General features: G+C 62.5%; 18 protein-coding genes. 10 read left to right on the top strand and 8 right to left on the bottom strand.

Annotated elements, in window-relative coordinates; translation table 11 throughout:
- The first annotated feature begins 245 nt into the window (after positions 1-245).
- The 4 genes from EN859_RS03945 (at position 246) to EN859_RS03965 (ending at position 5,116) form a co-directional block, all read left to right on the top strand.
- On the top strand, positions 246-2,399 hold the full coding sequence (locus tag EN859_RS03945; protein ID WP_127851618.1) for a penicillin-binding protein 1A: 2,154 nt from the start codon (positions 246-248) through the stop codon (positions 2,397-2,399).
- A gap of 84 nt (positions 2,400-2,483) precedes the next feature.
- Positions 2,484-3,068, top strand: a complete 585-nt coding sequence (locus EN859_RS03950; RefSeq protein ID WP_127851619.1) for a DUF1214 domain-containing protein — start codon at positions 2,484-2,486, stop codon at positions 3,066-3,068.
- Entirely contained in the window at positions 3,061-3,609 is a 549-nt protein-coding gene (locus tag EN859_RS03955) for a DUF1254 domain-containing protein (protein WP_127851620.1), read from the top strand. The genes EN859_RS03950 and EN859_RS03955 overlap by 8 nt, the downstream gene beginning before the upstream one ends.
- Positions 3,610-4,093: 484 nt before the next feature.
- Entirely contained in the window at positions 4,094-5,116 is a 1,023-nt protein-coding gene (locus EN859_RS03965; protein ID WP_127851622.1) for a hypothetical protein, read from the top strand.
- Here EN859_RS03965 and EN859_RS03970 read toward each other — a convergent pair.
- From EN859_RS03970 to EN859_RS03980, 3 genes are all read right to left on the bottom strand, one after another.
- Complete coding sequence (locus EN859_RS03970; protein ID WP_127851623.1) at positions 5,103-5,450, bottom strand: DUF1491 family protein; 348 nt, start codon at positions 5,448-5,450, stop codon at positions 5,103-5,105. The two genes, EN859_RS03965 and EN859_RS03970, sit on opposite strands and share 14 nt — an antisense overlap.
- A 73-nt stretch (positions 5,451-5,523) precedes the next feature.
- On the bottom strand, positions 5,524-6,300 hold the full coding sequence (locus EN859_RS03975; protein ID WP_127851624.1) for a peptidoglycan-binding protein: 777 nt from the start codon (positions 6,298-6,300) through the stop codon (positions 5,524-5,526).
- Positions 6,275-8,017 carry a HAMP domain-containing sensor histidine kinase gene (locus EN859_RS03980; RefSeq protein WP_127851625.1) on the bottom strand — a complete coding sequence of 581 codons (1,743 nt, stop codon included), beginning with the start codon at positions 8,015-8,017 and terminating at the stop codon, positions 6,275-6,277. The genes EN859_RS03975 and EN859_RS03980 overlap by 26 nt, the downstream gene beginning before the upstream one ends.
- Before the next feature lie 529 nt (positions 8,018-8,546).
- Here EN859_RS03980 and EN859_RS03985 point away from each other — a divergent pair.
- Positions 8,547-8,900 (top strand): DUF5330 domain-containing protein, encoded by a 354-nt coding sequence (locus EN859_RS03985; RefSeq protein WP_127851626.1) that lies wholly within the window; start codon positions 8,547-8,549, stop codon positions 8,898-8,900.
- A gap of 127 nt (positions 8,901-9,027) precedes the next feature.
- Positions 9,028-9,456, top strand: coding sequence for a SufE family protein (locus EN859_RS03990; protein WP_127851818.1), 429 nt, complete (start codon positions 9,028-9,030; stop codon positions 9,454-9,456).
- An 81-nt stretch (positions 9,457-9,537) separates the two neighbouring features.
- Here the strand turns inward: EN859_RS03990 and EN859_RS03995 are convergent, their stop codons facing one another.
- A complete protein-coding gene (locus EN859_RS03995) occupies positions 9,538-9,963 on the bottom strand; it encodes a MucR family transcriptional regulator (RefSeq protein WP_127851627.1) in 426 nt (141 codons plus the stop codon).
- A 529-nt stretch (positions 9,964-10,492) separates the two neighbouring features.
- On the opposite strand from EN859_RS03995, the gene EN859_RS04000 reads away from it, so the two are divergent.
- Both EN859_RS04000 and EN859_RS04005 read left to right on the top strand, forming a co-directional pair.
- Positions 10,493-12,613 carry a S9 family peptidase gene (locus EN859_RS04000; RefSeq protein WP_127851628.1) on the top strand — a complete coding sequence of 707 codons (2,121 nt, stop codon included), beginning with the start codon at positions 10,493-10,495 and terminating at the stop codon, positions 12,611-12,613.
- A 103-nt stretch (positions 12,614-12,716) separates the two neighbouring features.
- Positions 12,717-13,100, top strand: coding sequence for an SET domain-containing protein-lysine N-methyltransferase (locus EN859_RS04005; protein ID WP_127851629.1), 384 nt, complete (start codon positions 12,717-12,719; stop codon positions 13,098-13,100).
- Positions 13,101-13,121: 21 nt separating this feature from the next.
- On the opposite strand, the gene EN859_RS04010 is transcribed toward EN859_RS04005, so the two are convergent.
- The 4 genes from EN859_RS04010 to EN859_RS04025 all read right to left on the bottom strand — a co-directional run bounded on the left by EN859_RS04010 (position 13,122) and on the right by EN859_RS04025 (position 16,377).
- Entirely contained in the window at positions 13,122-14,072 is a 951-nt protein-coding gene (locus EN859_RS04010) for a cytochrome c (protein WP_127851630.1), read from the bottom strand.
- 9 nt (positions 14,073-14,081) lie between these two features.
- The gene (locus tag EN859_RS04015) at positions 14,082-14,519 is read right to left on the bottom strand and encodes a cytochrome c (RefSeq protein WP_127851631.1); all 438 of its coding nucleotides are present in this window, start codon (positions 14,517-14,519) and stop codon (positions 14,082-14,084) included.
- A gap of 175 nt (positions 14,520-14,694) precedes the next feature.
- A complete protein-coding gene (locus EN859_RS04020) occupies positions 14,695-15,291 on the bottom strand; it encodes a superoxide dismutase (protein WP_127851632.1) in 597 nt (198 codons plus the stop codon).
- A 207-nt stretch (positions 15,292-15,498) separates the two neighbouring features.
- A complete protein-coding gene (locus EN859_RS04025; RefSeq protein ID WP_127851633.1) occupies positions 15,499-16,377 on the bottom strand; it encodes a branched-chain amino acid aminotransferase in 879 nt (292 codons plus the stop codon).
- Between the two features lie 150 nt (positions 16,378-16,527).
- Between EN859_RS04025 and EN859_RS04030 the strand changes: the two genes are divergently transcribed.
- Both EN859_RS04030 and EN859_RS04035 read left to right on the top strand, forming a co-directional pair.
- Complete coding sequence (locus EN859_RS04030) at positions 16,528-17,190, top strand: haloacid dehalogenase type II (RefSeq protein WP_127851634.1); 663 nt, start codon at positions 16,528-16,530, stop codon at positions 17,188-17,190.
- Positions 17,191-17,361: 171 nt separating this feature from the next.
- Positions 17,362-18,189, top strand: coding sequence for a L,D-transpeptidase (locus EN859_RS04035; RefSeq protein ID WP_127851635.1), 828 nt, complete (start codon positions 17,362-17,364; stop codon positions 18,187-18,189).
- The last annotated feature ends 181 nt before the right edge of the window (positions 18,190-18,370 follow it).

Genomic DNA, 18,370 nt, shown 5'->3' on the forward strand with positions numbered 1-18,370 from the left:
CGTTCAGTCGCGGTTCTTGAGCCGGCCGACGTAGCGCATTTCCTGCGTTTTATCGCGGCGCGGTGACAGCGGACGCGGATGCATCCCGCAGAGTGCTGCCTTTCCCGTCAACAAACCTCACGGCATGAGCCCCTTGCCCTTGTGAGCGGCACCAAAATGGACGAATAGTCTTCACCGGTGCGCCGTCCTGAAATTGCCAGCATGCAGCCTTCAGGTCGCGGCGTCGCCTAGCCGGATTCCTGGAAATGGCTTTGAAACCACGCAAGAGAAGAGGTCCAATCGCCGCAACGCTGCTGGCGGTGGACGCATGGCTCGATTCCTCGCTCTACGAAATCGGCTTCAGGGCGCGCCAGTTCTGGGAGGCGGCCACCATCTTCTTTCGACGCTTCCGCGTCACCGGCTGGCGCCGTGGCCTCGTCGAACTGTTGAGCGAAAGCTTCACGCTCGGCGCCGGCGGCATCGTCGTCCTGCTGGCGCTGGCCTTGCCGGCTTTCCAGATAACCGACGGAGACTGGCGTACCCAGGGCGACTTCGCCGTCACCTTCCTCGATCGCTACGGCAACGAGATCGGTCAGCGCGGCATCATCCAGCGCGATTCGGTGCCGGTAGACGAGATGCCCGACCACGTCATCAAGGCGGTGCTGGCCACAGAGGACCGGCGTTTCTTCGACCATTACGGCATCGATGTGCTCGGTCTTTCGCGCGCGATCTTCGAGAATGTGCGGGCCAATTCCGTCGTGCAGGGTGGCTCGAGCATCACCCAGCAGCTGGCCAAGAACCTGTTCCTGACCAATGAACGGACCTTAGAGCGCAAGATCAAGGAGGCCTTCCTGTCGCTCTGGCTCGAGGCCAATCTGTCGAAGAAGGAGATCCTGCAACTCTATCTCGACCGCGCCTATATGGGCGGCGGCACCTTCGGCATCGAAGCGGCGGCCGATTTCTATTTCGGCAAGAGCGTCAAGGATTTGAACCTTGCCGAGGCGGCGATGCTGGCCGGCCTGTTCAAGGCGCCGACCAAATACGCGCCGCACATAAACCTGCCCGCCGCTCGCGCCCGCGCCAATGTGGTGCTGTCCAACCTGGTCGACTCGGGCTTCATGACCGAGGGCCAGGTGCTGCAGGCCAGACTGCATCCGGCCGACGTCGTCGACCGCGGTGAGCAGAAGAGCCCGGACTATTTCCTCGACTGGGCCTTCGACGAGGTCAAGAAGGTCGCCGCCAGGTCCGGCCAGCACTCGCTGGTCGCCCACACCACCTTCGACGCCAATATCCAGAAGGCGGCCGAAGAATCGATGGAGTTCCATCTCCGCCAGTTCGGCAAGGAATACAACGTCACCGAAGGCGCGGTGGTGGTCATCGAGACCAACGGTGCGGTCAGGGCGATCGTCGGCGGCCGCGACTATGGCGCCAGTCAGTTCAACCGCGCCACCAAGGCGCTTCGCCAGACCGGCTCCTCGTTCAAACCCTATGTCTATGCGACGGCGATGGAACACGGCTTCACGCCGGATTCGGTTGTTTCCGGCGGTCCGATCAGCTGGGGCGGCTGGTCGCCCCACAATTACAATGGCGGATCGGCCGGCAAGGTGACGCTGATCACGGCGATCGCCAAATCGATCAACACCGTGCCGGTGCGGCTGGCCAAGGATCATCTCGGCATCAAGCCGATCAAGGCGATGGCCGAGGCGATGGGCGTCGAATCGCCGCTCGAATCGCACAAGACGATGGTGCTCGGCACATCGGGCATGACAGTGATGGACCAGGCGACAGGCTACAGCGTGTTCGCGCAGAACGGCTTTGTCGGCTCCCGCCACGGCATCACCCAGCTCGTTACCCGCACCGGCGAGGTGGTCTACGACTTCGCCAAGGATGCGCCGCCGCCGCACCGGGTGCTGTCTGAGCAGGCGCTGAAATACATGAACACCATGCTGGCGGCGGTGCCGGTGATCGGCACCGCCCGCCGCGCCGCCCTTCCAAACATCGTCATCGCCGGCAAGACCGGCACCACCCAGTCCTATCGCGATGCCTGGTTTGTCGGCTTTACCGGCAACTACACGGCCGCCGTCTGGCTCGGCAATGACGACTTCGCCCCGACCAACAAGATGACCGGCGGCACGCTGCCGGCAATGGTGTGGCAGCGGCTGATGGTCTACGCGCACCAGAACATCGACCTCAAGCCGATCCCCGGCCTCGATCATCCCTTCGTCGATGCCGACGTAGCGGCCAAGGCCGAGGAGGCGGAGAAGAAAAATGCCGAGCAGACCGCCGCCGATGCTGTCGCCGAGCGGCCACCGGTGCTGTCCAGCCGGACCACGCAGACGCTGCGGGAAATGACGAAACTGTTCCAATCGGCGCCCGTCCTCCCACCGCCGGCGGAGCCGGAGACCCTGTCGGCGCTTTGACGGCCAATTCCACTGGGGTCGGCTTGCTCTATCCCCTGCCCCGCGATATCCCCGAACGGCAATCCTTCTCGTTCTCGGTTCTTCATGCTCAAGAACGCCTTCCTGACGCTGCTTTCGCTTGCCATAGCCATCGGCGGCGGTGGCGGCAGCGTCAGGTACGCGCTGGAAGCGCAGGACGGCGTCGGCGCGATCAGGATCGGCCAGTGGACCGCCTTTCCAGACATCGGCACCCAGGCAGCGGACCCCTATTCGAAGGCGCGTGTGGCGCGCGAGGGCGTGCTGGCGCTCGGGCAAGCCGAAGGGCTGTCCTTCATCGCCGAGCGCGATGCCGGCGGCCAACAGCTGAAGCGGCAATGCGCCTATAAGATCGAAGGCGGATTTCCCACTGCCCGGTTCTGGACCCTCTACGCCGCCGACCAGTCGCTCGGTGTTGTCAACACGGGCAAGTCGAGGCTTGCGGCGCTGCAATCCTACCAGGTGCTGCGCCAGCCCGACGATTCGGTGAGCATTTCCGTCGGCAACCGGCCGGCGCCCGGCAACTGGCTGCTGACCGACGGCTTCGGCAGGATGTATTTTGTACTCACCTTCTACGATACGCCGATCGCCAGCAGCACCGGTCTCTCCGACGTGACGCTGCCCAGGATCGTGAAGGTCGGCTGCAATGCGTAGGCTGCTGCACGCCATCCTGCTCGGCCTGCTTGGCGCCGGCATCGTCCACATCGTCGTGCTGCTTTTGGTCCCGGAGTTTTCCGAACGCGACGCCTGGTCGCGGCTGGCCATGGCCTCGGACCTCTACAGGATGACCAGGCTCGACGCCGAGGCCGGCGGTGCGCCGGTGGTGAAGTCTGTCGATCCGTTGTTCTACGCGGCGGCCTGCCGCTTCGACCTGCGCGAGGGGATGGTGCGGATCAAGGCGCCGGGCAACGTGCCGTTCTGGTCAGTCTCCGTCTATGACCGCAGCGGTCACAACATCTACTCCTTCAACGATCACAGCGCGACCGGACGCGTGCTCGACACCGTCGTGCTTACGCCGGCGCAGATGATCGAGGTGCGCAAGGAGCTTCCCGAGGAGCTGCAGGGGGCGATCTTCGTCGAGGCGCCAATAGAGGAGGGCATATTCGTCATCCGCTCCTTCGTGCCCGACGACAGCTGGAAGCCGATCGTATCGCGGTTTCTCGAGCAGAGCTCCTGCGAGCTGCAAGACTACTGATCGGCTCGCGAAAGCCGGCCTTCGGCTGGCCGGTTTACGGCCCTGCAGCGATTCACGGTGTCAGAGCGTGCTTTGTGCGGCGCTCTAATGATGCGGCATAGGCAGCGTCCCTGGCGAGCCCGGCTTGTCTGGACCGCGCGGCAGTGCTGCTCCTGCCGGCCCTTGTTCGTAGCGGACGCCGGGGAAGATGATCACCGCCGCCGGTGTGCCGGTGTTTTGACTTGCTCGATTGGTTGCCGCCACTCGCGGCACGAAAGACAGTACCATGCCCATGGTTCGCGTATTCCTCTCGGTTGCCCCGGAGCACAACGCAACGCCTCCAAATGTGATTAAGGCCGGCAGAGGGTTAACGGAGCGCTAACGGATCGCCGCTAACTTGATCTTTGTTCTAAGGTCAGGACGTCCTGACCCGAGACAGACGGTTGACCGGCACAGTCCGGGTCGAGCGTGGTCGAGATCGTGTCGAGTGTCGGGCGTATCCTTCGTGTCAGCTTCGGATTTCAGGCAAATCGCTATACGGGCCGAATCGGGAAAGGCCGAAAGGCTTTTCCGCGCCGCGGTGTCGGCGTTCTGTTCGCTGACCCGCCCATCGCGCCGCGAGATCGCCCAGCTCGAGGACCTCACGCTGCCGCTGTTCGACAATGTGTCGGTCGAATCGCGCCGTTACGTCGCCGCCGCGCTTTCCGAATGTGAATATGCGCCAGCCGCACTGGTGCGGCGGCTTTGTGGGGAACCGGTCGAGATCGCCGCGCCATTGCTCATCCGCTCGCGTGCGTTGAGCGACATCGATCTCATTGCGCTGATCGGGCGTCACGGCCTGCCGCACGCGCGCACCATTGCCCGCCGCAAGGATTTGAACCCGACCATATCAGACCTGATCAGGGCGCTTGAAAAGCCAACCCTGGTGCGGGTGCGACGGCCGGAGGAGGTCGCCAAGGCAGCGCTTGAAATCGTCGAACCTGCTTTGATCGACACTGGCAGGCAACAGGCAGCCGGCATTGCGGCCGAGAATGCACGCCGCCGGCTGCAGTCGATGATGCGGCCCGACGCAACGAGCGCGGGCTCGAGCGTCAATCCGTTCGTCGGCCTGGCAACCTTCGCCAAGCTGCGCGAGACCGCGCTTACCGGCAACGCTGCCTTCTTCCAGACAGCACTCGCCGACGCGCTCGACATCGATTTTTCGACCGCGCGGTCGCTGACCGAAGCCTCGAGCTATGCCTCGCTGCTTGCCGCCTTGCGGGCACTCGACCTCAGCGAGGACAGGGCCTTCCTGATCACGGTCGCCGTCTATCCGACCGAGTTTCCACACCCGCAGGCGATCCGCCTCTTTCTCGACCGCTACCGCCTGCTGCATCGCGACGCGGCACTCGACAAGGTCCGCGCCTGGAAGGCCGAGACATTGTCCAGGGCAGTTCGCGGCAACGGCCACAGCGCTGCAAATGCTGGCAAACACCAGGCATCGAACAGCGACAATGTTGCCGGAGATGCCAATCTCAAGGCGTCTTGACGGAAATAAGCTCCTCGACTGGAACGGCGCCGGCCTCGATTTCGACCACCCAGATGTCGGGATCGAATTTCTTCTCCCGTTCCAGCCTGGCGTCGAGCACAGCAGCATCGTCGCCGGCAGCGAGCAGGCTGAAAAACCGGTCGTCGGGCCTGGCCGAATCGTAGCTCGTCTGCGGCGCCGGTCCAAACAGGGAGATCTCGCCCAGCCTGCCACGCGCCAGCACGAAGACGGCACCGGCCTCGGCTGCGCCGCGCTTGACCACGGCGGCAAAGCCGCCGGCACCGAAAACCCGGCGCAACAGGACCGACACCCACAGATCGGTGGTTATGCGCATGGCAGCACCCTGGACAACATCCAGACGGTACTTAATGAGATTTCTGCCCGTGTGCGAGCGGTCGTTTCGATCGTCAGTTGGTCAGGCCAATCTCGCGCATCTTGACGTAGACGACCTCGTCGGGCTCGCCGGTCTCGGGCAAACCGAACAGCGACTGGAATTCCTTGATCGCGGCCTTGGTGCGGGCGCCGACGACGCCGTCGAGCTGCATGTCGTCATTGCCGAAAGCCTTCAACCCGGCCTGGATCTTGACGATGCGGGCGTCGGGCGCCTGGGTCGGCGCATTTGCCGGCACAGACGCGGGTATGACAGCCGGAACAGCGACCGGCTCAGCCGGCCGCGGCACGGGATGCGGCACCGCCGCCGTGGTCGGCGTGGCGCCAAGCTGGTCAAGCAGCACGCTGTCGATCTCGCCTGAAGCGTTGAGCCCGACCTTCTGCTGATAGGTCTGGATGGCCTTGCGCGTGTTGGGGCCGGTAATCCCGTCGACCGTACCGGAATAGAAATCGAGGTCCTTCAATATGCCCTGGACCTGCTCGACGACAGGATCGCTCTTGACCGGCGCCGGGGCCTGGCCCGGCCGCACGATGTTGATAGTGGTTTCGGGCTCGTCGGTATCCGCCCGGGGAAAGCCCTCGATGCTCCGGGTGGCGAAGAAGGCGCCAGCGTGCGGAAAGGGCTGATACCACAGAGCATTGGCCGAAACGTAGAACAGCGTGACCAGGAAGGCGGTCGAGCCGCCGACCAGCACCGGATTGCGCGAGATCAGGCTGCCGAGAGCCATCGCTCCGTCCTCGAAGGCATTGCTGCGGCGCTTGACCGCCTTAGGCTGTTTTGCGGAGCGAGCCATTCCTGTCCCCTTTCGCGTCCCCCCTCGTCCTGGCCGCAGGCATCGGCAGCACGCCGGCCTTTTCCGTTGAACGTTTCTTCGGTCCGTTCACCGGAAAGCTGATCGTTACCGTGGTGCCCTCGCCCGGCATGCTCTCGATCGACATCGTGCCCTCGTGCAACGCCACCAGGCCCTTGACCAGCGACAGGCCGAGCCCGGTTCCCTCGAATCGGCGCGTATAGTCGTTCTGGATCTGCATGAACGGCTTGCCGAGATTGGCGAAATCTTCCTCGGCAATACCGATGCCGGTGTCCCTGACCCAAAAATGCAGGTGCGAACCGATGCGCTTGGCGCCGACGACGACGTTGCCGCCATCGGGCGTGAACTTGATCGCGTTGGAGACGAGGTTGATGAGGATCTGCTGCACGGCACGGCGATCGGCATTGATTTCGCCGGCGTCCGGCGCAATCTGCGTCTGCAGAACGATGTCCTTGGCCTCGGCCTGCAGCCGCATCATCGACCGGCACATTTCGACCGCTTCCTCGAAACGGAACGGTTCCGGCTCGGTCGCGTAGGCGCCGGCCTCGATCCGCGACACGTCGAGTATCGAGGTGACGACGGCAAGCAGATGCTGGCCGGAGTCCTTGACCAGGCCGACATACTCCTTCTGACGCGGGTCCTTGAAGGCGCCGAACATCTCATGCAGCAGCATGTCGGAAAAACCGATGATGGCGTTGAGCGGCGTGCGAAGCTCGTGGCTAACCACCGCCAGGAACCGCCCTTTCGCCACCTCGGCGGAGGTGGCCGCCTCGTTGGCAGTGGCCAGCTCTTGGCGCAGTGCGGCGACCTCGTCGTTTTCGCGCAGCACGAGCGTGAATACATCCTGCTGCTCGCCCCGCATCAGCTCGAGGCAGAATGGCCGATAATTGTCGGCCGTCGAGCCGGCACCGTTCTGCGGCAGCCGGACGCGAAGATCGAGCCGGCGCGCCAGCGCGCCGTCCCGCATGTCGGCCAGCGCGCTGAGATAGGCGACGCGATCGGACAGGTGGACACGATCGAACAGGCCGGTGCCGAAAAGCAGCTCCGGCGGAAGCTTCAGGATGGTGCGCGCCTTTGCCGACGCATCCAGAACCTCGCCATGCCTGGCGACGCGCAGGACAACTGCATCGATCATGTCTTCGAGCCGGTCGCCGGCGAGCGGAGCAGGCTGTGCGTCCGCCGGGCCGCCAAGTGCCGTGACACGTGGAATCACTGTAGACGCCCAGGCCAGCGGCAGCAGCCAGTGCCACGCGGCGATTTCCGCCGGGCCGAGTGGCAAGACAGAGCCGGCAAAGGGTTGCAACAGGATCGCCGCGAGTGCGGATACGGCACCCCACAGTGCCGCGCGCCGGGATGCGCCGATCCACCAGGCTTCGAATGGCAATGCCGCGGCAAGCAAGGCAACCGGCGAGGCCAGGCCTCCGGCCGCCGCAATGACGCCGGCAAGGGCGAGGCCACCCATCGCCAGGGCGACCTGGGCGGCCAGCGTCATCCTGCCCGATGCCGCTACCAGCAGGGCGGCAAACCAGCAAAGGCCAAAGGCGGCGAAGATGGTCGCGACCGTGACGGCAGCACCCAGACCTGACGTGACCAGCGTCACAGCAGCGCCGGCAGCGAAGAACGGAGCCGCCAGCATGACGCCGATGAACCGGCGCTGGCGCGAGCGGGCGTCCTGCCCGGTGATGGCTGGATGAACCATACGTTCGCAGCCGGCAGCCATCGCGCCAGGCAATTCAACGTATCTGGCCGTAATTGAACTCAACGCACTCGCACCCGGTCGTGACTGCCCTGCTTTGCAGGTCGCTTTTATTGATTTGAAATTCGCATCCAGCGTTTAAGGAATGGATAAGGCCCGGCCGGCCAGCGCCGGACCTGCGGCAAATATCGGAGCGCCGGCGCAGGAAAGCTCCGGCATTTGCAGCCATAGTAAACGGAGCGTTATCCGCGTGGGGCGCCATTGCGCTTGCGAGCAAGAAGGCCGGCGTGCCATGATTTTCTGGAATAGCATTGAAAACCAACCAGATAGATGGTTACCGAGTGCTTAAGCAAATCAAAGGCATTCGAAGCAAATCGATTGCAAAACGGTTCGTTTCGAATTTGCCTAAAATTTGAGGAAAATTCTCACTTACCGGGCAAGCCGTCCTTTGCGCGTCTGTGCCACTATCGTGCCCATAAAAGAGGTCATGCCGATGGATGCATGATCCGGTCACGGACGAGAGGGCATTGAGATGAGCTTTCTTATAAGAGCAGCGTTCTGGTTTTCGCTGGTGCTTCTGGCGCTGCCGCTGAATGTCGGCCCCGACGAGGCAGGCCACCAGAGCGTCGGGCCGATCCAGGCCTTGTTTGCGGCGCGCGAAGCGGTCGGCGACATCGCCGGCATTTGCGAGCGCAAGCCCGATGTCTGCGAGACCGGTAAGTCGGCAATGCACACGATCACCGCCCGGGCCAAGGAGACCGCCAAGATCGCGGCCGCCATGCTTGACGACAAGACAGCGGCTGAGCCCGACGTCTCGGTTTCCACCGGCAGCGTGCCCAAGGAAATCGTCCTGCCTGCGAAAGTCGACGTGCCGGCGCAAAACTGAGATAGCGTATTGAGACCCTTCAGCCGTATTATTGGCTACACCGCAGGTCCGTCCGACCTCTCGACGCCTGCGGTGTTTTTCCTCTTTTTCCGTGACGTGGGAGCCTCTGGTGACTATATCCGGGGTTATGAGCACGACGATCCAGACGATCCGCGATGATTTCTCGCTCCTCGACGAGTGGGAAGACCGCTATCGCTATGTGATTGAGCTGGGCGAGGGCCTGCCGCCGTTTCCCGACGAAGGACGCAACCCCGCCAACAAGGTGGCCGGCTGCGTCAGCCAGGTCTGGCTGATAACCGAATATGGACCGGGCGCGGACCCGGTCGTCACCTTCCAGGGCGATTCGGACGCCCATATCGTGCGCGGCCTCGTCGCCATCATGTTGGCGCTGTTTTCGGGACGGCCGGCCAGCGCGATCCAGGAAACCGACGCTGAAGCCACGCTGAAGGTGCTCGGCCTCGACGAACACCTTTCGCCGCAACGCGCCAATGGTCTTCGCTCGATGGTCAAGCGTATCAAGCGCGACGCCGAAGTTGCGCTGAAGCAGACCGCCTGAGCGGGCAGTCGAACCCCACCTGCAAGGCAAAACGGCGCCCGCAGGCGCCGTCGAATGTCGAACCCGGGAGTTAAGCCGGTATCAGCGGCCCTTGCGCTTGCGGCCGAGACCCATCTTCTTGGCAAGCTGAGAACGGGCAGCTGCGTAGTTGGGAGCCACCATCGGATAGCTTGCGTCCAGGTTCCATTTTTCACGGTATTCGTCCGGCGTCAGACCATAGTGGGTCATCAAATGACGCTTGAGCGACTTGAACTTCTTGCCGTCCTCAAGACAGACGATGTAGTCGTCATGGACAGAGCGTTTCGGGTTTACCGCTGGCTTCTGCTTGTCGGCAGGAGGTTGTTCGGCGGCCCCGCCCACGCGCCCGAGAGCGGCATGGACGTCGGCGATAAGGTTCGGCAGTTCGCCGACCGGAACCGGATTGTTGCTGACATAGGCGGCCACCACATCGGCGGTCAACTCGATTAGTGCATCACTATTTCTGGAAGGTGTTTCGACGATATCCATGGTGTTCAGGCCCCAACGAGAGTTGTTTGTGTCTGCGCCCTTTTTGCTAGGTCGGGCATCGCGCAAATTCATACAGGAAAGCACCTCTGAGATTCGCGTCGCGATATCTTAATGGGCCCGACAGCCAAGTAAGTCAATTCGCTTCTTGCGCTATATTAAACGATATTAATCAAAGATTCCGCTTTCAGCTTCACTCTTTCGTGCGTTGTGTAACTTAACGATATTTTCTGGTCAGACCAGGAGCGGCTGACGCCAGGCGAGGCAGCCATTACATCGGTGATGATCGGCAAGATAGATTTCAATGCTTGGATATGATGGCGTCGTTACAGGCTAGCCGATTGCCACATCCAGCAAAATCACAAGTTGTGAAACGTTACTATTGCTCGTGAGCAGACGGACCACAGCAGCGGCATTTGGACCATTCAATATGGAGTGATGTATTTTCCGCAGACCCAGCCGACGTCCGCCTTGAACCCGCACCGATCGGCGTGTTCATTCACCATTCCAGATTCTTCCACAGCGAGACGCAATGACCAGATCTCCAGCATTTCCGACCGTCAGCCCGCCGCAGCCAGAGAAGCAGCCCGTCTTCGACACGCATCACGGCGTCACCCGTACCGACGACTATGCCTGGCTGAGAGCCGAAAACTGGCAGGCGATGTTCAGGGATCCATCCCTGCTCGACAGCCGGATCCGCGCTCATCTCGAAGCTGAGAACGCCTATCAGGCGGCGCTGATGGCCGACACCGCCCAGTTGCGGAAGCAGCTTTTCACGGAGATGAAGGGCCGCATCAAGGAAGACGACTCGACCGTGCCGATGAAGGATGGACCCTACGCCTATGGCTCATCCTTCAAGCTTGGTGGCGAGCAGCCGCGCTATTTCCGCACGCCGCGCGATGGCGGCGACAAGCAGATCCTGCTGGACGGCGACGCGGAGGCCGAGGGCAAGCCCTATTTCCGGCTTGGCGGCGTCGATCATTCGACCGATCACCGCAAGCTTCTGTGGGCATTCGACGACAAGGGCTCCGAATTCTTCAAGCTTCGCGTGCGTGACCTCGCCAGCGGCAAGGAGCTGACGGACCTGATTCCGGACACCGGCGGCTCCGGTGTGTGGGATGCCGGCAATGACGGATTTTTCTACACTCGCCTCGATTCCAACCATCGCCCCTCCAAGGTGCTGTTCCACACCCTTGGCGACAACCCTGAATACGATCGGCTGATCTATGAGGAACCCGATCCCGGTTTCTTCATGAATGTGGGCGGCACGCGTTCCAACGAGTGGATCATGATCGGCATCAACGATCACGAGACATCTGAATACCGCCTGATGAGCGCCGGCGATCCGTTTGCCGCACCGAAACTGGTTTCGCCGCGCGAGACCGGCTTGCAATACGACCTCGAGGAAGGCGGCGATATCTTCTTCATCCTCACCAATGCCGACGGCGCCAAGGACTTCAAGATCATGACCGCGCCGGCCAACGACCCGGTGCGCGCCAACTGGCAGGAACTGGTGCCGCACGAGCCGGGCCGGCTGATCCTCTCGGTGATCGGCTTCAAGGACCACTTGGTCCGGCTCGAGCGCAAGGAAGGCCTGCCGCGGATCGTCGTGCGCGACCGCAAGAGCGGCGAAGAGCACCTCATCTCGCTCGACGAGGAAGCTTTCTCGCTCGGTCTGTCGGGGTCGTACGAATACGACACCGAGATCATGCGCTTTTCCTATTCGTCGATGACGACACCGGCGCAGGTCTTCGACTATAACATGCGCACCCGCGAGCGCGTACTGCTGAAGACGCAGGAAGTCCCGTCCGGCCACGACCCGGACCACTACGTCACACGGCGGCTGATGGCGCCCGCCGCTGATGGCGAACTGGTGCCGATCTCGCTCTTCCATCACCGCGAAACACCGCTCGACGGATCGGCGCCTTGCCTGCTCTACGGCTACGGCTCCTATGGCATCGCGGTGCCGGCCTCGTTCAACACCAACTGCCTGTCGCTGGTCGACCGCGGCTTCGTCTATGCGATCGCCCATGTCCGTGGCGGCAAGGACAAGGGTTATGGCTGGTACGACGACGGCAAGCGGGCGCACAAGATGAACACGTTCACGGATTTCATCGCCGTTGCGCGCCATCTCGTCGCCGAGCGCTACACGGCCCATGACCGCATCATCGCGCAAGGCGGCTCGGCCGGCGGCATGCTGATGGGTGGGGTTGCCAATATGGCGCCGGAATGCTTCGGCGGCATCGTCGCCGAGGTTCCGTTCGTCGACGTGCTCAGCACCATGCTCGACGCGAGCCTGCCGCTGACGCCGCCGGAATGGCCGGAATGGGGCAACCCGATCGCCTCGGCGGAGGATTACCGGACGATTGCCGCCTATTCGCCATACGACAGTGTCGCCGCGCTCGACTATCCGCCGATCCTGGCGCAGGCCGGCCTCACCGACCCGCGCGTCACCTATTGGGAGCCGGCCAAATGGGTGGCGCGGCTGCGCGAGCGCAAGAGCGGCGACAATCCGGTGCTGTTCAAGATCAACATGGATTCCGGTCATGCCGGCGCATCCGGCCGGTTTTCCAGGCTGCAGGAAATCGCCTTCACCTATGCCTTTGCGCTCAAGGTGACGGGCAAGGCTGGCCTTGCCGCAGATGAGGTTTGAGGCTGATTTTTCCGCTCGCAATTGCGATGGCCGCGCGCTACGCAGTGCGCGGCTTTCCGCGGCCGCGCACAAACCCAATCACCCGATCTCGCAAGGTCCTGTCATGTTGCTCGTCGACGTCTATCTCGACAAATCGCCCATCCAGGGCATTGGTGTCTTTGCCAAGAACCACATCCCCCGCGGCACATTGATCTGGAAGCTCGATCCCAAATACGACCGGCGCATCCCTGTCCGGACCTACGAGCGCGAAACCGGGCCGGTCAAGGCCTACCTCGACCGCTACTCCTACCCCGACCGCCACGACCCGAACTACATCGTCTTCGAAGCCGACGATGCGCGCTACATGAACCACGCTGATGACCCGAATTGCGATGTCTCGTCACCGGAGGAGACATATGCGTTGCGCGACATCGCTCCCGGCGAGGAAATGACCTGCAACTACAATCATTTCTTCGAAACCGGCTTCGATTTCCTGGGCGACCGGTAACCTGTCCATGGCGTCCCGGAATCAGCTCGCCGGCTTCTCGCGCGCCGGATAGCCATTGGGATGCGGCGGTATGGCCTTCAGATAGGCCGCGATCGCCGCCCGGTCGTCGGCCGCCAGCTCGGCCATGTTCCTTTGCACATCGACCATTGCGCCGCCGACGGTATCGAAGTCCGGCGTGAAGCCGGTTTCGAGATAGTTGGCGATGTCGGCCTGCGACCAGTCACTGAGCCCACCCTCGCCCGGGGTAATGTTCGGCACGATGCCTTTGCCTTCGGTGGCCGCAGCACCCGCCAGCCACTCGCTCTTTTTGGTGCCGCCGGTGAAGGCCCGCGGCGTATGGCATTCGCCGCAATGGCCCGGGCCTTCGACCAGATAGCGGCCGGCCGTCACGGGATCGGGTGTGCCATCGGGGAAAGCAATCACCGGCTCGCTGCTCAGATAGAGCCGTTTCCACAGCCCAATGCCGCGACGGATGTTGAAGGGAAAACCGAGCTTGTGGCCGGGCGCCTTGCCGGCGACCGCTGGAAGCGTCTTCAGGAAGGCATAGAGGTCGGCAATGTCGGCTGGCTTCATGTGTGCGTAGGACGTATAGGGAAAGGCCGGGTAGAAATGCTCGCCGGCCGGCGACACCCCCTTCAGCATGGCGTTGGCAAGGTCCTCGACCGTCCATGCGCCGATGCCGTCCTTGGCGTCTTGCGAAATATTCGGCGGCACGAAGGTGCCGAATGGCGTCTTGAGCTCGAGGCCGCCGGCCAGCTCAAGGCGGGCATCGCCTTTCGAGCCCGGCTTCGCATGACAGGACGTGCAGCCGCCGGCGGAGAAAATGCGCTTGCCCCTGGCGGCGTCGCCGGGGCCGAGCTGCGCCAGGGTTTCAGCGTCGAGCCCGACCGGCGCCGACAGAAACCAACCGGCAACCGCGCCCACACCGCCCAGAACGAGGGCGGCGCCGACGAGTTTCTTCAGCAGGCGCATCGCCTGCTATCAGCCCTTCTTTATCCTGTAGGTCTGATGGCAGGTGCCGCAATCTTTGCCGATGGTGCCGAACTGCGTCTTCAAGGCATCGACATCGGCAGGGGCCGCGGCGACGGCGGCCTTGACGTCGGTGAGATAGTTGTCGTGAGTCTCCTTGAAGCCGGCCATGTCTTGCCAGATCTTGGGAGCGGCCGTTGTGTCGCCTTTGTCGCTGCCCGCCGGGAAAAGAGCCTCGGCGTCGAATTTCTCGGCGTTCGCCTGCAGCGCCTGCAACGCCGTCAGCACGGAAGCGGCTTCGTAAGGGGTCTCGCCCTTGACCACTTTCGACAGTCCGGCGGCGATCTTTCCACGTTCCTTCATCAGCGCCTGCCGGTCTTGGAGCGGATCGGCCGATGCCGCCGAACCGGCGAAGGCGAGCATCGAGATAGCGAGGACAAGCTTTCTCATTCAACTGGCTCCATGGTGAAGACGTTTCGGGTGAAGGCACCCCGCGACGGAACGATAACGACAAGGATGGCCTGAAAATTCCCGGAATTCGCCTCACGGTTGAGTGATTTTTTTCGTCGTGCGCTGAAAAAGAAAAGCCCCGGTTGTACCGGGGCTTTCCTGCAATCGATCAGGCCTACGCCGCTTCGTAAAGTTCGAGGACATAGTCCCAGTTGATGAGGCTGTCGACGAAGGCTTCGAGATATTTCGGCCGCGCATTGCGATAGTCGATGTAGTAGGAATGCTCCCAGACATCGACGCCCAGGATCGGCGTCGCGCCATGGACGAGCGGGTTCTCGCCGTTCGGCGTCTTCGAGATTGCCAGCTTGCCGTCCTTGACCGAAACCCAGGCCCAGCCCGAGCCGAACTGGGTAGTGCCGGCAGCGATGAAGTCCGCCTTGAACTTGTCGTAGCCGCCAAGGTCGCTGTCGACCGCCTTCTGCAGCACACCTGGCAGTTTGTTACCGCCGCCGCCCTTCTTCATCCACTTCCAGAAATGGATGTGGTTGTAGTGCTGGGCGGCATTGTTGAAGAGCCCGGCGTTCTTGCCGAAGGACTGCTTCACGGCCTCCTCGACCGACAGATCGCCGAGGCCGGCTTCGGCGGCGAGCTTGTTGCCGTTATCGACATAGGCCTTGTGATGCTTGTCGTGGTGATACTCCAGCGTCTCCTTCGACATGTAAGGCTGCAAGGCCTCGTAGTCATAGGGCAAGGCGGGCAATTCAAAAGCCATCGGTCATACTCCTCGTGGAAAGCTCGGTGTCGATACCGGACTAAGATAGGACTGGATTGAGCTGGAACAACTCCGGAATGAAGCGCCGGTTCCCCTTTCTAAGCAGGTTCCGGAAAAGTGTCACACGGTTTTCCGACAAGAACCTGCACAAGACAAAAGGCCAGGCAGACGAAGCGTTGGCATGCCTGCGCAAGCCTGCCTGGCGGGTCAGCCGGCGGAAGTCGAATGCGCCCAATCCCAGTAGAGTTCGCGCGCCTTTTTGGCCACCGGCCCAGGCTGGAGGTTGCGGTCCTCGATGCGGGTGATCGGCACGACTTTCGAATGGTTTCCGGTGGAGAAGATCTCGTCCGCTTCGAGGAAGTCACGCACCGACAGGGTCTTTTCGATGGTCTTGAAGCCATACTCGCCAAGCAGCGTCATCGTCCGCGAGCGGGTGATGCCGGACAGGAACGTGCCGTTCGGCGCCGGCGTCAGGACATGGCCGTCCTTGACCAGGAAGATGTTCGAGGTTCCGGTCTCGGCGACATTGCCCAGCATGTCGAGCACCAGGGCGTTGTCGAAGCCGCGCATCTTGGCTTCGAGGATGGCACGGCCGTTGTTGGGATAGAGACAGCCGGCCTTGGCGTTGGTCGGCATGGTTTCGATGGTCGGCCGCCGAAACGGCGACACGGTGACGGAAAAACCAGCCGGCGAGATCATCGGCGATTCGTAGAGGCAAAGGCAGAAGCGGGTCGAGGACGGATCGGCCGGCACACCCATGTAGCCGCCATGCTCGGCCCAGTACATCGGCCTGATATAGACCGCCGTCTTGCCGTCGAACTTCTTCAGCCCGTCCCAGGTCAGCCCGACGATCTTTTCGGTGCTCATGGTCGGCTTGAGACCGAGCGCGATCGCCGATGCGTTCACCCTCGCGGCATGGCGGTCGAGATCGGGGGCAACACCCTCGAACCAGCGGCCACCGTCGAACACGCTGGTGCCGAGCCACATGGCATGGCTGCGCGGCCCCAGAATGGCGACATTGCCTTCGTACCAGTCGCCATCCACGAAGGTCCATGTTGCGGATTGGGCCGCAGTCGCCAATGTCATTGCCTGGTTCCGTCCGGTGCTGTGTGGTTGGCTATTGGAAGATGCTTTGGCGGCAGTCGTCAACGGGCATCGATGAGATTTGTTGAGACCAGCGGCCTTTGGGCTGCAATCAGTGCTTGCGCCCAGTCCTGCCCGGTCGCAAACTGACACATGCATTACGCGGCTTACGTTTTCGACGCCTACGGCACATTGTTCGACGTGCACGCTGCCGTGCGTCGTCATGCCGACCAGGTCGGGCCGGACGGCCAGCTTCTGTCGGAGATCTGGCGCGCCAAGCAGCTCGAGTATTCCTGGGTCAGGACAATGATGGGCGCCTATGCCAATTTCTGGCAGCTCACCGAACAGGCGCTCGATTTCGCCTTCCTCAGGGTTCCCTCGGCGGACAAGGGGCTGAAGGCCAAGCTGCTGGACGCCTATTGGCGGCTCGACTGCTACCCGGAGGTGCCGGCCGTGCTCAAGGCGCTCAAGGCAGCAGGTGCGAAACTGGCGATCCTCTCCAACGGTTCGCCTGAAATGCTGGAGGCGGCGGTCAAATCTGCCGCGCTGGACCAGGTTTTGGACAATGTCTATTCCGTCGACAGCGTCAAACGCTTCAAGACCGATCCGTCGGTTTACGACATGGTGACCACCGGCTGGCGGCTGTATCCGGATGCCGTGTCGTTCCAGTCCTCGAACCGCTGGGATGTCGCAGGCGCCACCAAATTCGGCTTCCGCACGGTGTGGATCAACCGCTCCGACCAGCCTGAGGAATATCGGGATTTTCCGCCGGCCCTGATCCTGCCGTCACTCGAAGGTCTGCTGACCGAAGGCTGACAGGCTGTTGCCTCGGCGCAACAGGGACAGTGCAGTCACAGCTTTGCCTTTGTTTGTCCACCGTCAGGCCAGAATCGGAACCGCCTATCGCGCGGGGCATTGATGGGACAAACGTCGCACCAATCTGCGAGTTCACGCTTTGTTGCGATTTGAGACTTAAAAAAGGCAACCATGTCCACAATCGAATCGTCTTCTCTTCGCCTCAGCCGTCGCGGCTTTCTCAACGCTGCTGCGCTCGGCGCCGCCTCGATTGCGGTGTCCGGCTGCACCACCACGATGGCGCAGCAGCCGATCGAGCCATTGCCGCCGGCCTATGACGAACCGCCGCTCGGCGACTATGCGATGATGTATGCCCCGATGTCCGACGGCAATTTCGAACTGCCGGCCATACCGTTCGAGAAGATCGATCCGCGCTACCTGCGCCAGATCGTTCCCGATCCTACCGGCCAGAAGCCGGGCACCATCGTCGTCGATACCACCAATCACTTCCTCTATCTGGTGCGTGAGGGCGGCCAGGCGATCCGCTACGGCGTCGGGCTCGGTCGTGCCGGCTTCGAATGGTCGGGAGACGCCGTCGTCCAGTGGAAGCAGAAATGGCCGAAATGGACGCCGCCGGGGGATATGATCTCGCGGCAGCCGGAACTGGCGAAGTACAGCGCCGATAATGGCGGCATGCCCGGCGGGCTCGATAACCCGCTTGGCGCGCGGGCGCTCTATCTGTTCCAGGGCAACCAGGACACGCTCTACCGCCTGCACGGCTCGCCGGAATGGAGATCGATCGGCAAGTCGGTGTCATCGGGCTGCGTGCGGCTGATCAACCAGGACATCATCGATCTTTATGACCGCGCGCCGAACAAGACCCCGGTCGTGGTGACGGCGGATGTCGGCGAGCCCGTGGTGGCGGCGGCGGACCGCAAGGCCATCCCGATCGACGCCGGCGTGCCGGACGGGTCGATCCTGCTCGGTCCGGTAAAATCGATCACCGACTCGATCTTCTGACCTGGCTAAGGCACAGGCGACGGAAGAGGCCGCCCCCTCCGGCTGATCTTTGCTGGAGCATCGGATTGTCCCAAAACCGGTTCCACTTTGGGTCCAATGCTTGTACCTATCCACGCCGACGGCAGAACGGATACCGGATCTGCGGCTACCGCATCTGCGGGTGATGCAGCTGTCGGCGAAG

The sequence above is a fragment of the Mesorhizobium sp. M00.F.Ca.ET.216.01.1.1 genome (assembly GCF_004010325.2).
In the GTDB taxonomy this organism is placed as follows: domain Bacteria; phylum Pseudomonadota; class Alphaproteobacteria; order Rhizobiales; family Rhizobiaceae; genus Mesorhizobium.